Origin of the sequence: Dysgonomonas sp. HDW5A (assembly GCF_011299555.1) — a bacterium.
Taxonomy (GTDB): Bacteria; Bacteroidota; Bacteroidia; order Bacteroidales; family Dysgonomonadaceae; genus Dysgonomonas_A.
Genome location: NZ_CP049857.1, coordinates 4021854 through 4038273 on the forward strand (window position 1 = coordinate 4021854; position 16420 = coordinate 4038273).

Here is a 16420-nt window from a genome sequence, read left to right on the forward strand (position 1 = left end):
AAAATAGACATCCGGACAATTTTAAACTTATACCGGCTATGATAGGATAATTTATCCTATAGAATAAAAATACTTATGGATAGCTAATTCTATAGTCTTGTTAACCTCAGAGTTAAACAGACTTTTAAAAAGACTTTAAACAGAAAATGAATCCATTTTTTAGAATGAACAAAGTCTACAACAAATCCATTTCTTGACAAGTAATACAACCTGTCAACCTCTTTATAAACCTGATCGGATAGTTCTTCCTGAGCCACTTTCCTTTTTTCGGCTAAGATAGCTTTTCCGCCAATCGTACTGCTCAGCCCATCCGTATTATAGATAGCAATATCTACATCAACATATTGAACCTTTTCACCATGTATACCTATAGCTATCAAAAAATGCTTCCAATCAGACATTATACGAAGTGTTTCATCATAATATCCATATTCATCAAACATCTCTCTTTTCACGAGAAAAGCCTGATGACATAAAAAGCCTGAGTAAATATCATACAACGAAAATAACCAGTCACGATTTTTATAGCTATCGTCTTTTCTCAATTTTCCTTTTTCATCCCATATTATATTACCGCACACAAAATTTTCCTTCACATCATGCTTGAAGATATCACTTAGCACATTATTCGAAGCAAAAACATCACCAGAATTGAGGAAATAGCAGTATTCACCCTGTGCAGCATAGATACCTTTATTCATGGCATTATATATACCCGAATCAGACTCAGTTACCCAATAATCAATTCTGTCTTTATTAGCCTCAATAACGTCATCACTACCATCGGTAGATGCACCATCAATTACAATAAACTCATAATCAGTAAAGGTTTGAGACAAAACACTATTTATAGTCTGCTCCAAACCGATCTTATTATTCCAATTTATGGTTATAATTGATACTTTCATTTGCTTTGCTGATTTTCTATTTTAAAACATTGCTCATGGCGATCAAACGAGACAACAGGAGGATATCCGAAATTATCCAACTTAAACTTATCAAGAATAAGTTTGGCATTCAATATTTTAAACTTAGATAAAAACAAGAATTGGCTTTTACGTTTATTATATTGTTTCAGAATACTTTGTTCCTCTTCCGTATATATTTTAGTTTTCAATACCGAACGAATTTCAGCATCATAGGCATCTTTTTGTTTCATGGAAAGTTGCTCGCCATCCCTCATTCTGAAACCACTTAGAATAGCAGTAGTTACATATAATTTTTCAAAATTGAAAAACCTAAACCACAGCTCAAAATCCCCTGCATATTTCAGTTCCGATTCTATTCTTGATCCGGCTTTTTCCCACAAAGACCGACGCCAAAATACCGATTCTTGTTGTATCCATTGATATTGACCTATATACAAATCATATTTAGACCACTGACGTAATGTATGTGGGCATTCCACTATACGCCCCATTGCATCATATACCGAAGGAAAACCTAATAACCAGTTAACCTCTTTATACTTAGAAAATATCTCTGAGACCGTAAAAAATGATTTGGACTGGTACATATCATCGGAGTTAATCCATGCCATAATCTCCCCTGTCGATTTCTCGAAGCCTTTGCGTATAGCATCGTACATGCCTTTATCGGGTACACTTTCCCAATAAGCTAGCCTATCTGCATACTTCTTTATAATATCAACCGAGCCATCAGTACTACCTCCATCTATGATGATATACTCAAGATTCGGATAACCTTGATTCAATACGGATAGTATGGTCTCTTCAAGGTATTTCTCCTGATTATAGTTAGGCGTAACAATTGATATTTTAGGATAATTTTCCATCTATTATTTTTTTCCAAACACTTTATACAATACTCTAAAAAAGAAGAAAATTAGTTTATTCGATTTTACGAATTTAGGGATATAAGCATCTGCCTCTAATGACCTGAGTCTTTCATAATCTGTCAACAGATTATGAGGCATCAATTCTTTTGTAACCCTTCTACGTTCTTCCAGATGGCGTTCTCCATGAGATTTATTAGTACTGATACCTTCCATCTCAAAAAGAACAATATCGAAATTCAGAAAGGCAGTTCTCTCACCACCTAATATAGCCTGAAAGAAAAACTTCCAATCCGACACTATTTTAAGCGTTTCATCATACTTTCCATATTTATCAAACATATCGCGTCTGATAAAAGTAGCTTGATGTAACAATGTATTTACAAACATATCGTACAGAGTCACCTCTCTGTTTCCCAGATTCGCCCACCTAACCTGACGAGTTCCATAATCACATATCTGAATCCCTCTTAATAAAGGTTCTGCATATTCTTTAGTAAATGTTCTTTCTAAAACATCCGAAGCAGCATAACTATCTCCCGAATTCAAAAAGTGTAAATATTCACCTTTAGCAACATCTATTCCCTTGTTCATGGCATGATATACACCTTTATCGGGTTCGCTTACCCAATAAGCAATCCTATCGGAAAACGATTCTATAATTTGCTTACTATTGTCAGAAGAGCCTCCGTCAATAATAATATATTCGTAATCGGTATAAGTTTGACCTACTACACTTTCGATAGTGCGAAGCAGTCCCTTTGCATTATTATACGATATGGTTATTATAGAAACTTTAGCCATTACATCTTGCTTAATACATTTTTATAAATTTCGACAGTTTGCAAAGCACTCTTTTCCCATGAGAAATGTTGCAAACGCTGTTTCCCTTTACAAACCATTTCTTGCCTGTATTCTTTATCATTCAACAAACTTAATACAGCAGCTCTTAGTTGTTGCGGCGATTTAACGTCAAAATATACGCCAGCGTCTCCTGCTACTTCGGGAAAACAACTTCCATTACTCAGCACAACAGGACATTCAGCCTGAAATGCTTCTAAGATTGGAATACCAAATCCCTCGTAATAAGATGGATATATAAACATCTGTGCTGATTTATATAATCCTAACAGTTCAGTATCATCAACAAATATAATTTTCAGCTGATCCTTTATTCCTAAAGCCTCAAAATAGCTATTCTCTTCCGATGTGAAGTGATCTCCTGTACAAACTACATATAGATATTTATTTGCCAATAAAAGCGGCTGAATAGAGGATATAAAGAAATTGAAATTCTTATATCCTAAGCGTCTGTCACCCACATAAAGCAGGTACTTTTCAGGTAGATTTTGAGGTTTATTTCCCCCATCTACCAAAGATGATGCATGATAAGTTACCGATATTTTATCAGCAGAAGTGCCAAATACATTGATGATATCTCGTTTGGTATTCTCCGATACTGCTATAATATGAGCAGCATTATCAACCAGCCTTTTCTTTCGCTTAATAAATCCCGGACTATTTATAAATTCAGGATATAACTCAATAATCATATCGTGAACTGTCAACACATAAGGTTTACCTTTCAGATGATCCAAGTAATAATCACCAAAGAAAGTTGGATGGAAAATATCGAAATCTCCTTTTTGAAGCTTCTCTATTGTTTTTGCCTGATTAATCTTGTAATAATCAGGATATCTTTCAGGGAACTTCCTCTCTAAAAACGAATAAAGCTTCTTTTTCCCTTTAAAATCTATATTCGGAAGAAAAGAATAATAAGATATAAGTTGATCTTTCCATTCGAAAGGAATATTTAAACCTTTCAAATACTCATTGAAAGCATATTCCACCGATACATCAGCTTCCACATCTGCAGGTAAATGGCTGATTATCTCTGCAAAATAGCGAGAGACACCACCTATCCGTTGATGTTCAAATATCTGATGATCATATAGTACTTTCATTGCAGCTAATTAATTTTTAGTTTCAGGATGAACTATCTGACGTATATATTGAACATCCTGAGGAATTTTGCTTGATAAGTTAATAGCAGCAGGAGCATTGCTCTTACTTCTGCCAAGAATACCTATCAGACGATCTGCAACCTTATCCCAAAAAGTTCTTGTATAATCCAAAGGATTCTTTTTCAAAGTCTTTTTAGTCAGGATATGAAGGTCTTTTCCATTTGAATAAAAATTGCAGGAGAACTTATTTGCAATCACTTCAAATGCCCGCTTAGTATAGAAACTAATATGCTGCCCTCCTTCAGGGGCAAAATACCACCAATCACCGGGATTCGTTAATTCTTTATCAGGTACTATTTCGGTTGAGAAGATAATAGAATCCGAATAACTAAACAGTTTTTCTATTTCTTCAAGAGGGTTAGCCAGATGCTCAAATATTTCGAAAGCTGTAACGGCTTCAAATTTTTGTCCTTGCTCCAATTCTTCCAGTGTAAAATGTTTAGCAAACAAGTTTTCGCAATATTTATCATCCCAATAGAAATCAAATCCTTTATCACGCATCAGACGGACATACATTCCGTATCCTCCTGCATAATCAAGAAATTTTTTATTGTAATCGAACGATGTTTTCAATACATTTTCAACGGCAGAAGAATATACCAAGTTACGGTATATCAAGCCAATATCCATAGATGTGATTGCGTCACTATATGCTTCGTCCAGCCAATGTGGAGCATCCGACTGAATAAACCCGCAACAAGTACACTTATGATAGCTTACATCATATTTATGCAATACACGGGTCGAAAACAATATATTGGTTTCACCTCCACAAATAAGACATTTATTGTTATTCATTTGCTAATATATTAGGGTCTGAGACCTTTGATTCTAAGACTTGGTTATATAATTCGACATACCTGTTGGCAATATCTTCTATCTTGAAATTATCCAGAACTTTCTTTCGGGCATTATGACTCAAAGTTTTATCTTCGTTATGACTGAGCGTATACACTATACCAACCGTAAGGTCGAATATATCATAAGGTTTTGCCAAATATCCATTTTGTTGGTGATCAATCATATCGGGATTTCCTCCGATATCGAAAGCCACAACCGGAGTTCCGCACGATAAACTTTCGAGAATGGTATTAGGCAGATTCTCATGCGTCGACGGAACGATTGTCACATCAGCCGCATTATAAGCCAGATTCAAATCCGCTTCTTCGCTTACATATCCTAAAAATCTGGCAGGAAAATCAAACGTATAATCATCTTTTTTCTCTGCTCCGAATATTAATAATTCAATCTCATCTTCGGCATACATTCCCGCTAACTGTTTCAAGCTATCACGCAGTAAATCTCCCCCCTTACGTGGATCAGCCATAGCCGATATTCCTCCAAATAATATCGTTTTTTTCTTTGGATCTAAAGATAATGATTTCTTAGCCTCCTCTTTATCCATAGGTGCAAAAACCGACGTATCTATACCGTTGGGGATAACTGTTACCGGATATTTATTCAACAACACGCTTTCTTTTGCAGCTTTTGCCAACCACTTACTGGGGCTTACGATATGAAAATTAAGAGACGAATATCGTTTCTTTTTCATATCAAAAACCTGATAACTTAAATCCTTTTCTTTGGTCGAACCTAATTGAGGACAAGCATTACAATGGCTTTTGTATTTATCGCAATCTTCGAAATAAGAACACAATCCGGTAAAGGAAAAACAGTCGTGTATTGTCCAGATGATAGGCTTATCAACATTCCGAAATTCAGTAAAATCGACATAGCTCTCTCCTACCCAATGCATATGGACTAGATCGAAATCAATTTTATCCAATGAATTCTTCAATAGAGATATGGCGATATCCGATAATATTTTGTTCTGCATATTAGGGTAACCACCCCAAATAATACGTCTTCTTTTTTCTTGTAGTTTAAGCTTATACTTATTCAGAAAAGCAGTAATTCTGTTTTGCGGATCGTGATAATTCTCAGCTAAATGAACAGTGGAAGACGCAGTTCTTTTGCTATTAACCAAAAGAATATCTTCAATACCCATTCGGTTAATTTCCTCATGTAAGCGAAATGCAACACGTGCAGCTCCCCCAAACGAGTCCTTAGTGCTTAGCGTTACGACCTTCATTATCTATTCTTTAGAATCTTTTTCACTCGCTCTTTCCACGATTTAGGCATCAAGCTCTGGATTTTCTCCTTAGTAATCAGGTAAGTTGCCAAAATCTGTAAATCCCACGATAATTTATTTTCTATCTGCACCCAGCTTTCGGGGATCAAGTCTTTTGTATCGTAATTATCATATGACTTTCCAAACCATGGATTAGGACATACAACCACATTATCGGGATTAGGATTTAACCAGGCTCCCCACCAACTGAAAGTACTGTTGCTTATAATGTTATTGGTACAAAGTGTCTGAATATAAAGATCGATAATAGGCTCTTCATCATCTACAAAAAAGAAATTATCGCCTTTAAAATGCTTTTTGCACCATTCTATGTCATCACTGATTATCAGATATTTTTTATCTCTGCCCAGATAATCTATCGCCTTATTGAAATAAGACATCGAACAAACAGCATAACGATGGGGCAGTTTAGTGTAATCGCCACGTCTCACATTTATCGATGTAACCCCTTGATCCAGTATCGTTCCGAATTTAGAATATATATATTCTTTAATATCGGCCGGAATAGAGAAAAGCTCTTTAACCAGAGGTTTATCAAAATACTTTTCGGACTGAAATGCTCCATATAGCAACATATCTCTGCCTTCGAAAGGTATTTCCCTGTAAACATAATCTATATCGTAATAATAGAAACAATCAGTAGAAGGACGTCCTACCTGAATAGGTATATTTCGAAGAATATTACTTCTGAACTGTTCTATATAATCTTTTACATAACAATTATCGGGTGGAGCCAGTTTGTAACCATCATGGCATACAACCTTGTAGTCAACACCATGCTTTTTAGCAAAAGATGCTGCTGTTGCAATCTGAAAAAGATGATTACCAATTCTACCGTTTAATTCTATATATATCATTTTCTGAATATCTTACTTATATAACGTAATGGTGCCAATATATATCCTCCGATTCGGTATTGTAAAGAACTTTCGATAGATTTTAATCCTTTAAGCTCTCTAAATTGAGTAATAGGATTTATGTATTGCAAATAAAGTTCCTGATGATTTTTGAAAATCTGTATTCTTAAATATTCTTCTTTCTGTTCATCTATCAGGGTACGCATCGAAACCTCTTTGGTTCTGTAATAAAAATGAATCTTATCGAGTTTAACCACGCGATCTTCTCTGTTTAATAAGCTTATCCAAAAATCATAATCTTCCCATCCGTATATCATGTTGGTATTATATCCCGTTGTCTTATCATAGTCTGCACGTTTATAAACAGCAGAACAATAAATACAATTGCGGACAAATAGCAAATTATCGTACGTATAAGGTAATAACTCCCATTCTTTATTGTCTGCACCAAATAATTGAGCCCTGCAAAATACCAACTTTACATCAGGGTTATTCTCTAAAACATCTATTGCTTCCGAGATATACGTTTTTGAGATTTTATCGTCAGAATCCAAAGGCAGGATATATTTACCGGCAGAATGCTTAATACCATAATTTCGAGCATCGGACAATCCTCCATTTTCCTTCTTCAGGTATTTAAAACGTGCATCCCGTTCACTCCATTCCAAAGCAACCTCTTCCGTATTGTCCGGTGAACCGTCATTGACAATAATACACTCCCAATGTAGATAATCCTGCTCCAAAACAGATTGCAATGTCTCGGGCAAGTATTGTGCCTGATTATAACAGGGTACAATTATGGATATAACAGGAGATATTTCAGACATACAAATTAGCTTACTAATTTCTTTATATTTATTTTAAAGAGAACGGTTATAAATTTTAAAGATACATTATTTCTTATTACCCTTAAGAACTCCTTCAAGGAGATCAACCGATCCTTAGGCACATTGCGGTATATCAGGATATTAATATACCTGCCAAAGTATTTCTTATAGAACAGATTATATCGATTATTAGTTTTACTTAATTTATCAAGAATAGCTATTTTCGAAGGTAAATCAACATCAAAACATTTATTTACTGAGATCAACTCATCTGTACTCATATATTCTCCAAAATAATGAGACAGGTATTCCAACTTTATTCTTTGCTTTGTTTCTTCCTGCTCCTGATATTTCTGGCTACTGACCTGATTGGAATGTTGACGATACTGCAACAATACTTCATCCAGATTTGCCATCTTCAAGTTTTTTGTCGCAGCTTCTACCCAAAACTGATAATCTTCTATATATTTATAATCTGCATTATACCTTATATTATTCAAATCGATACTATCCTTTCGCATCATTACCGTAGGATGGGCAAAAGCACCATCGTCCAATAATTTGATACGTATTTCTTCATTATAATTAGGATGATGTATCTCATGTGGAGTCCCCATAAAAATAAAAGCCGTACCTAGAATTGATATATCTGGATTATTCTCAAAAAAACGTACTTGTTTCTCAAGCCGTCTATCCAAGGCTATATCATCGGCATCCATACGGGCGATGTACTTTCCTTGTGCAACCTCCAGTCCATAATTTAAAGAATAAATCAACCCCTTATTTCCATCATTATGTATCAGCTTTATACGGGGATCGTCATATCCATTGATAATATCAACTGTATTATCAGTTGAGCCATCATTTATAATCAGAAATTCGAAATCAGTGAAAGTTTGCCCCAGAATACTATCCATAGCCTCTCTGATATGCTCTGCAGCATTGAAAGCAGGCATAAGAACTGACACAGTATAGGGGGATGGATTACTCATTATTTAAAAAGTCTAAGGAAAAGACGTTTAAGTTCATAATATGCAATTATCGGCTCACGTTTGAGGAATAAGAGGAATATTTTCAGATTCGTTTTTTTTGATAATTGATAAAATGATCTGTAGTGTTGCCACTCGTTGAACCATTTTTCACGAAATTGTTTACCCAACTTGATTCCTTGCTTCTTTGCAATCATTTTAGAGATAGGAAAACCTTCTAAAAACGTAAGCCCGTTTACTTCTGCTTTATTTGAGACATTCGAACTATGGTTCCGAAAGTAATTCAAATATTCTTTTACCTCAGATACCGTTCCCTTTCCATTCATGGCAAGAGTTGCCCAAAACAGCCAGTCACCGCAATATTTCAAGCGGGCTAATTTGTCCCAAACCGATTTATCAATCGCATCCTTTCGGAATACAACCATACTTGCGTTATATACCACATTACCATATAACAGAAGATGGGAAAGAAAATAATCGAGAGTGCAAGAATCTGATTCTAAAACCGTCTCTTTCTTTCGTTTTATATGATCATGCTCATCAATAATATACGATTGTGAAAAACAGAGTACCGAATTATTCTTTTCGATTAAAGACATTGTCTTTTCTAGAAAAGTCACATCTGCATAATCATCACTTTCGGCAATCCATATATAGTCGCCTTTGGCTAACTCTATACCTTTTTTCCATTGTTTGAAAGTGGTTCCGCTATTTACCTCATTATATAAAATATGAGAGACTTTAGGATTGTTTCTATAAGATTCTATGACCTCTTTACTATTATCTTTAGATTTATCATCTAAAATAATAAGCTCAAAATCCTGATAAGTTTGATTCAACACCGAATCAATCCTATGCTTAAGATATTTCTCATGATTATAACTCGGAATAATTACTGAAACCATAGACCATTATCATGCACGATATGCAAATATATTTAATTGTAGATCAAATGTACCGGAAGTAAATTTATTCTTATTCTTATAATTAAGAAAAGGATGACACATTGCTGGATATGCTTCTTTAATATAATACCTAAAGCCAGCATCTGTTAAAACTCGCAACAATAAGTCTAGCCTTTGAGTTTCTCCTACCGAACTATGGTATTCAACAAATAATATTCCAACCTTATCCAATGAATCTTTAATATCTAATAATAAGTCTACCTCAGCACCCTCAATGTCTATTTTCAAAAAATCAACAAATTTTTCCAAATAAGGTAATAAGCGTAAAGTCTTTACACTAATAGATTTCGAGGAATCACTATCACCTTCTAGCTTACCTCCAAGTGAATCATTTGGTAGAAAGCTCATGTATCCATCAGTAGTCCAAACTGCAGCATTAATAACGTCAACATCTTTAAAATTAAATTGCTCTACATTATATCTACATATCTCTGCAATATTAGGGTCGGCCTCAAATGCTATAATTTGGGAGTTTGGATATAGCTGTTTAAAATATATTAGACTCAATCCGATATTTGCTCCGCAATCAATTATCAAAGGGGCTTTATTAGAGGTCTCAAATCTATAAACTTCATCAATAAATATCTCCATAACACATTCCATATAGCAGATATTATTTATTCTGCGTATATTCTTACCAAATAATACAGTAGTGTTATTATCATCCTTATCCCAAATATTATTTACATACTTAGAATATTCTGGAAATGTAATTCCTAGCTTTTTTATATATGTTCTATATGCGTACTTTTCTTTTAGATAAAAATAAAACCTTTTTATATATTTCATAATGTATGATAGAAATTATTTGAAACAGATTACCAATTATTCGAACTATTTGTGGTGGTTTTATAATATATCTCCTCTTCGGTCATAGATAATGTATTAGTATACCAACCTTTATGCTGAGATGTAAAATTACCTGCTATTCGAATTCCTTCAAAAAAATTAGTCTTTTCATATTTATATAATGGGGGATAAATAGCAAATGTTGTATCAATATGAGTACGATACAAATCCTTTCCTATTTGTCTTTCCCAAAACTGCTTTTCCCAATCCAAAACCTTTTGCTTCAACGCATAATGATCGGGAATATCATCTATTCTCAGAGCAAAACCAACTTTACTTACCTCCTTGTGTTTATCCAAAATTTGTATAAACTGATTAATATAATCTTTTGGTAATTCTTTATTGGGTAATATATCGGAATCTGTCACTATATAATATCCGGATGAATATTTCTTATATAAGTCCTGATTTTTCCAAAAAACCAAATGACCATAATTCTCAGTCATCAACTCAACTGTCACCTCACCCTTAATTTGCTCATAATACTCTAACAAAGGAGGATATGTTGAACAATTATCTACTATAACAATATTCTTATGCTTCCTCTCCTGCAAGAAACTGACCAGCTCTTTTAAATCAGCTAATCTATTATAATTAATTATAACAACAGGTATCGAAAGTAGGTCTCTCTTCTGTTTTCTGACAGTTTTATTAAAACACCAGATCAAAGGATGTATACGCTTTTCATGTATATAATTAGACCAAAACTGTAAAGAAAAAGCATTGAATATATTTTTCTTTACACTACGCAACAATCTAAATATTCTATTATTGTAGAAATTCTTATACGAACCATATGTATAATACATTTCATATAGCTCATAAGAAAAGGACTCATTTATGACCCTTTGCCTCTCTTCTTGCACTAATTTAATATTCTGGCTACTCAAACCATCCATATCGAATGATGCAACCACAATAGGCAAATGAGTTCTTGAAGTATTCGCGAATACAATCACTTTAAGGAAAAAAGCCCAATCGGATACAATTTTAAGATCTTCTCGATACAATCCGTATCTATCAAATAGTTCCCGTTTAATAAAGGTAGTTGGATGTGTTAATGTGGCCTGCATCATCTGATCAATGCCTACATAATTCGGCATTTTAGCAATATCCGTTTCCCCATTCGGGAAAATTCTATGCAAATCACCATAAATAAGATCATTTTCCAAAGAGTGTTGAAAAATATCGGTCAGAACTTCGTTATTATATAATGTATCTCCACTATTAATAAACAGAAGATATTCTCCTTTTGCCTGTCGAATCCCTTTATTCATGGCATTGTATATACCAGAATCAGGTTCACTAACCCAATAGTTTATTTTTTCAGAATATTTTTTTATAACATCTGTACTTGCGTCGGTAGATGCTCCATCAATCACAATGTATTCAAAATCCGAAAAATTCTGATTAACAACACTATCCAGAGTTTTCTCTAATCCGGTAGCATTATTATAATTAATTGTTATTATGGAAACTTTACTCATTACGATCTTCTATATCCTTTATATATTTTTGCACAAAATTATCAACATCGAAAAAAGACTTCTCAATAATATCCAATCTATCTTCGTTCCAATTCCACCAGGCGATATTCAATAATTTGTGAATAACATCTTCTTCGAACCGATATTTTATGATTCTAATCGGACTGCCAACAGCTACAGCATAGGGTGGTATATCTTTCGAAACCACACTCCCTGCACCAATTACCGCTCCATCTCCAATGGTTACCCCATCCAATACTGTAACATTCATGCCTATAAAAACATCATTACCAATATGTATAGGTAAAGTCTCTTTTATTTTATCGGTATTTGATAGCGTTGTTCCATTCTGCTTTTGGGTAGAATAAAACATGGGCGATGTCGAAATACCATTAGTTGGATGAATACCCCATCCGCAAACAAAATTAGCACCAATCGAACAGAACTTTCCGATTGAAGTTAATCGTATTGTTGCATTCTGGGCAATGTATGTAAAATCTCCGACTTGCGAATCTAATAAAGTATATTTGGGGTAAATACGGGCTTTGCTACTAATTGTTGAATTGCCACAAATATTGCGGTTATACAGCAAATTGTATTCTTCCGGATTATTCATAAAGATAAAAAGGTTATCTATTTTATCTCCATATAACCGTTTTAGAAAGTTTCGGATTCCCTTTTTTATAAGATTCACAAGCATCTTAGTTACCCTTTTATTTTACCGACAAATAAAATTCTGTTTTCTTCGAGTGTTTCAATCTGAAGAATATCAAAATGCTTTGAAAATTCATCTTTAAACCAGTCTAAGGTATAAAAATCAGGAACAGCCACCTCTTCTCTATGCTCTATAGACCATAATCCTTTCGGCATAAATTCTATTAGCACATATTTATTAGAATAAGCTTTTACTCTTTCGAATATAGTGGATAAAACAAATTTTGAAGTTAAAACCAAATGATGTGTAACAGCAAGCGCCATTACTAAATCTGATTTTATTCTCTTTGATACATCCTCAATACTCGGAGGAAACATAAAGTTTAATAAAAGTATATTTATATCTAGATTCGACTCTTTTCGATTACGACATGCAACTTCAATAGCATTCTCATCATAATCTGTTAAAGTTACACTAGGAATATTAAATCGGTCTTTAATCAGAAAGCTCATTAGTCCCTCATTTCCTGCCAAATCAAGAGTCGACTGAAGCGGGTCTTCCGAATTTATCTTTTGAATTATGCCCAATATATTTTTGAATCTGTCAGATAGTTCAACTTCTCCTTCTTTTCCATAAAATTTAGAGTGGTATCCCTTCCACAACGATACTGACTCGGGAAACTCCATTGATTCGATCTTTCTTGTTATCGTTGAACGATCATCAAAAATGATAGGTGCAGATGAAACCCGTGCTGAACGTCCTTTCAACAATGATGCTATTTTATTCAGGCGATTACTTAAACGCTTTGCTGATTTTGCATTTTGAGTGGTATGAACGACTTTGCCTCTAAATAATACTTCGTAACGAAAAGGTTTTGCCTCTAACAAGTCAAACAAGCCGGAATCACAAAATTTTTGATCCGGAATAGTCTGCATTCTGTAAAACTTGCTTTCGAGAATCTTCCGTGTAATATAAAATTTACCTTCTGCCCAAAAACAAAGTGGAATATAAAAACTATTGATAAACTCCTCATGAGCAACCCAGTCTTTTCCCTCTTTTTTCTGAAAAGAACCTATATCTACATACATAGGTTTACTTCCTTTAAACAAAACATTTAAAGTATGTGCATCTTTTAATTCATAACCATACTTTTCACATATATTTTGAACCTTCAGAATCATTAAGGCAGCATCTTTAAACATAGAGAATCCCCATTCTTCTTGGTGGATATTCAATAATTTTTCATGCTCCAATATCAATTCGACATCAGGTAAAGAAAGATCTGATATTATGGTTTTAGGTATCAAGCAACTATCCATTAGTTCCTTAAAGAATGGTTGATTTAAAAGATCAAGACACTCTTTTACCGATTCTTTAGATATGGCTCTATACACTTTTCCATTATAAAAAAATACTCGGCCAAACCCGTCAAACATAGAGTTAGGAGAATAGTAAATATTATTATTCATAGCTGACATTCCAATTTTGTTTTACATAACATAAGCCTTTTCCTGCGGGAGTTTTACCGGCAAAAAAGAAACCTCCGTTTTCAACTTCCAATGATGCGGCTTTCTGTATATAATCGGCCATATTACCATCAACAAAAGCTGCAATATTGATAAAATACTGACCTTCCCTAATAGTAAAGTCTACAGGAAGATTAATTCTAATCTTTCCTTTCGATTTTATCCGGGTAGGAAAATCATGTATAACCGACGAGTCTAAAAATAACACACATACCCCAAAAGCATCATTAATGCTTATATAAAACATAGCCGAAATGTCTTGCTCTTCCGACTCATATTCCAATTCGACACAAATAGGGTCACCGGTCGATATATTATAAGGCGATGTACCTCCCACAAACTTAAATTCGGTAACTCTCAAACGTCCGCTTCCACTTCTGTCCTTTCTTTCCCGAATAGGTAAAACAGTCGATTCATCAGCTTTAGAATAATAGGCAATAGCATCGTCTATAGATGATGAAACATATTCTACCATTCCATTACCTAAAACAACCCCCCTATTACAAAGACTTCTCATAGATCCCATATTGTGGCTTACAAAAAGAACTGTACGTCCTTCTCCCTGAGAAACATCTTTCATTTTTCCTATTGCCTTTTTCTGGAACTCTGCATCGCCTACGGCCAGCACTTCATCCACGACTAAAATTTCAGGCTCCAAATGTGCTGCAATAGCAAATCCCAACCGCACAGTCATTCCCGAAGAATATCTTTTAACGGGTGTATCAACATATTTTTCGATACCCGAAAAGTCTACTATTTCATCAAATTTATTCGTTATCTCTCTTTTGGTCATCCCAAGAATAGCCCCGTTCATATAAATATTTTCGCGTCCGGTAAGCTCTCCATGAAACCCTGTTCCAACTTCAAGTAACGAAGCAATACGCCCTTTAGCTCTAATACTTCCGGTTGTAGGAGATGTTACTCGCGAAAGGATTTTAAGTAAAGTCGATTTTCCGGCTCCATTCTTTCCTATAATACCTACAACCTCACCTTGTTGAACATTAAAAGTTATATCTTTTAATGCCCAAACATAGTCACTTGTCGATTTTACACTTCTGTCATTAACCTGTCCAACCTGTAAATAAGGGTCTTCTTTGCCACGCACCAAGTGCCACCAACGGTTTATATCATGAGTTAAAGTACCTGTTCCAATCGTTCCTAAACGGTACTGTTTCGATACATTTTCAAATTCAATTACTGTATTTGACATATAAAATGTTCTGTTTTATTAAGTAATGCAAAATATCTATGCTATATTTAAAAGCTATAGCCGGCTATTAACATTGCAATTACCAAAGCAATAAAAAGGCCTCTGACCTTAAATTATACAATATCTATAAATCGGCGTTCCACTTTATTAAAAGTAACAATACCAATTAAAACAATTATAACGGTAAATGTTCCACTATAAAGTAAACCTCCCCACGATAATTCTCCTGTTCCCAGCATACCATATCTAAAAGCCTCCACAATCGAAGACAGTGGATTCAATTGAATAATCCATTTAAAAGCACCATATTTTGCAGGAATTGCAGATAAAGGATAGATAACCGGAGTAATATACATCATCAAACCAATAGCAAAAGAAAATAAGATATTTAAGTCTCGATACTTAATGGTTACTGATGATATAATAATACCAATACCGAAACCTATACCTGCCATCATTATTATCAGAAGAGGAAATAACAACACAGCACTATTTATACCTATCGGAGAACCGTTAAACAGAAAATATATATAGATTGAAAAGAATAATAGTAACTGAATAAACATTTTTAGGACAGCCGAAACCAAGCCGGCAATAGGAACTACAAGTCTAGGGAAATAAACTTTACTAAAAACATTGGCATTCCCCATAAATGTGCCGGAACTACGCCCCAAACAATCTGTAAAATAATTCCAACACAAAACACCCGACATATAAAATAACATGGGTGGTAATCCATCTGTAGATATCTGGGCAATTCCACCAAAGACCAATGTATAAATAAGCGTCGAAAAAATAGGCTGAATAAAAAACCAAAGAGGACCTAAAATGGTCTGTTTATAAGCAGAAATAAAATCTCTTTTAACATACAGATACAATAAATCTTTGTACCTCCAAACCTCCTTCAAGTTTAGATGAATACCCTTTTCCTTGGGTTTTATGACGATATCCCATTCATCGTCTCTAGCTATATCCATACAGTAATAAAGTAATTAAATAAATTAATATCAGACGACAAAGATAACACTTTTATGGAAAATGTATTCATCATCCAGATACATAAAACGCTCATGTTAAATTATGA

General features: G+C 34.2%; 16 protein-coding genes. All 16 read right to left on the reverse strand.

The window, feature by feature from the left end:
• Positions 1-89: 89 nt before the first annotated feature.
• Entirely contained in the window at positions 90-908 is an 819-nt protein-coding gene (locus G7050_RS16620) for a glycosyltransferase family 2 protein (protein ID WP_166117387.1), read from the reverse strand.
• Entirely contained in the window at positions 905-1795 is an 891-nt protein-coding gene (locus tag G7050_RS16625) for a glycosyltransferase family 2 protein (protein ID WP_166117388.1), read from the reverse strand. The genes G7050_RS16620 and G7050_RS16625 overlap by 4 nt, the downstream gene beginning before the upstream one ends.
• A 3-nt stretch (positions 1796-1798) precedes the next feature.
• Positions 1799-2599 carry a glycosyltransferase family 2 protein gene (locus G7050_RS16630; protein ID WP_166117389.1) on the reverse strand — a complete coding sequence of 267 codons (801 nt, stop codon included), beginning with the start codon at positions 2597-2599 and terminating at the stop codon, positions 1799-1801.
• Positions 2599-3759, reverse strand: coding sequence for a glycosyltransferase family 1 protein (locus tag G7050_RS16635; protein WP_166117390.1), 1161 nt, complete (start codon positions 3757-3759; stop codon positions 2599-2601). The genes G7050_RS16630 and G7050_RS16635 overlap by 1 nt, the downstream gene beginning before the upstream one ends.
• Positions 3760-3768: 9 nt before the next feature.
• Positions 3769-4617: a class I SAM-dependent methyltransferase gene (locus tag G7050_RS16640; RefSeq protein ID WP_166117391.1), complete on the reverse strand. Its 849-nt coding sequence runs from the start codon at positions 4615-4617 to the stop codon at positions 3769-3771.
• Positions 4610-5911 carry a glycosyltransferase gene (locus G7050_RS16645; protein WP_166117392.1) on the reverse strand — a complete coding sequence of 434 codons (1302 nt, stop codon included), beginning with the start codon at positions 5909-5911 and terminating at the stop codon, positions 4610-4612. The genes G7050_RS16640 and G7050_RS16645 overlap by 8 nt, the downstream gene beginning before the upstream one ends.
• The gene (locus G7050_RS16650) at positions 5911-6828 is read right to left on the reverse strand and encodes an alpha-1,2-fucosyltransferase (RefSeq protein ID WP_166117393.1); all 918 of its coding nucleotides are present in this window, start codon (positions 6826-6828) and stop codon (positions 5911-5913) included. The genes G7050_RS16645 and G7050_RS16650 overlap by 1 nt, the downstream gene beginning before the upstream one ends.
• Positions 6825-7655, reverse strand: a complete 831-nt coding sequence (locus G7050_RS16655) for a glycosyltransferase family A protein (protein ID WP_166117394.1) — start codon at positions 7653-7655, stop codon at positions 6825-6827. The genes G7050_RS16650 and G7050_RS16655 overlap by 4 nt, the downstream gene beginning before the upstream one ends.
• A 5-nt stretch (positions 7656-7660) precedes the next feature.
• A complete protein-coding gene (locus G7050_RS16660; protein ID WP_166117395.1) occupies positions 7661-8647 on the reverse strand; it encodes a glycosyltransferase family 2 protein in 987 nt (328 codons plus the stop codon).
• On the reverse strand, positions 8647-9549 hold the full coding sequence (locus G7050_RS16665) for a glycosyltransferase family 2 protein (protein WP_166117396.1): 903 nt from the start codon (positions 9547-9549) through the stop codon (positions 8647-8649). The genes G7050_RS16660 and G7050_RS16665 overlap by 1 nt, the downstream gene beginning before the upstream one ends.
• 9 nt (positions 9550-9558) lie before the next feature.
• Positions 9559-10398 (reverse strand): FkbM family methyltransferase, encoded by an 840-nt coding sequence (locus tag G7050_RS16670; protein WP_166117397.1) that lies wholly within the window; start codon positions 10396-10398, stop codon positions 9559-9561.
• A gap of 29 nt (positions 10399-10427) precedes the next feature.
• Positions 10428-11945, reverse strand: coding sequence for a glycosyltransferase (locus tag G7050_RS16675; protein WP_166117398.1), 1518 nt, complete (start codon positions 11943-11945; stop codon positions 10428-10430).
• Complete coding sequence (locus tag G7050_RS16680) at positions 11938-12645, reverse strand: CatB-related O-acetyltransferase (protein ID WP_221412810.1); 708 nt, start codon at positions 12643-12645, stop codon at positions 11938-11940. Before G7050_RS16680 ends, G7050_RS16675 begins: the two co-directional genes overlap by 8 nt.
• Before the next feature lie 5 nt (positions 12646-12650).
• A complete protein-coding gene (locus G7050_RS16685; RefSeq protein ID WP_166117399.1) occupies positions 12651-14069 on the reverse strand; it encodes a class I SAM-dependent methyltransferase in 1419 nt (472 codons plus the stop codon).
• A complete protein-coding gene (locus G7050_RS16690) occupies positions 14062-15336 on the reverse strand; it encodes an ABC transporter ATP-binding protein (protein ID WP_166117400.1) in 1275 nt (424 codons plus the stop codon). The genes G7050_RS16685 and G7050_RS16690 overlap by 8 nt, the downstream gene beginning before the upstream one ends.
• Before the next feature lie 113 nt (positions 15337-15449).
• Entirely contained in the window at positions 15450-16307 is an 858-nt protein-coding gene (locus G7050_RS16695; protein WP_185154972.1) for an ABC transporter permease, read from the reverse strand.
• Positions 16308-16420: the final 113 nt, after the last annotated feature.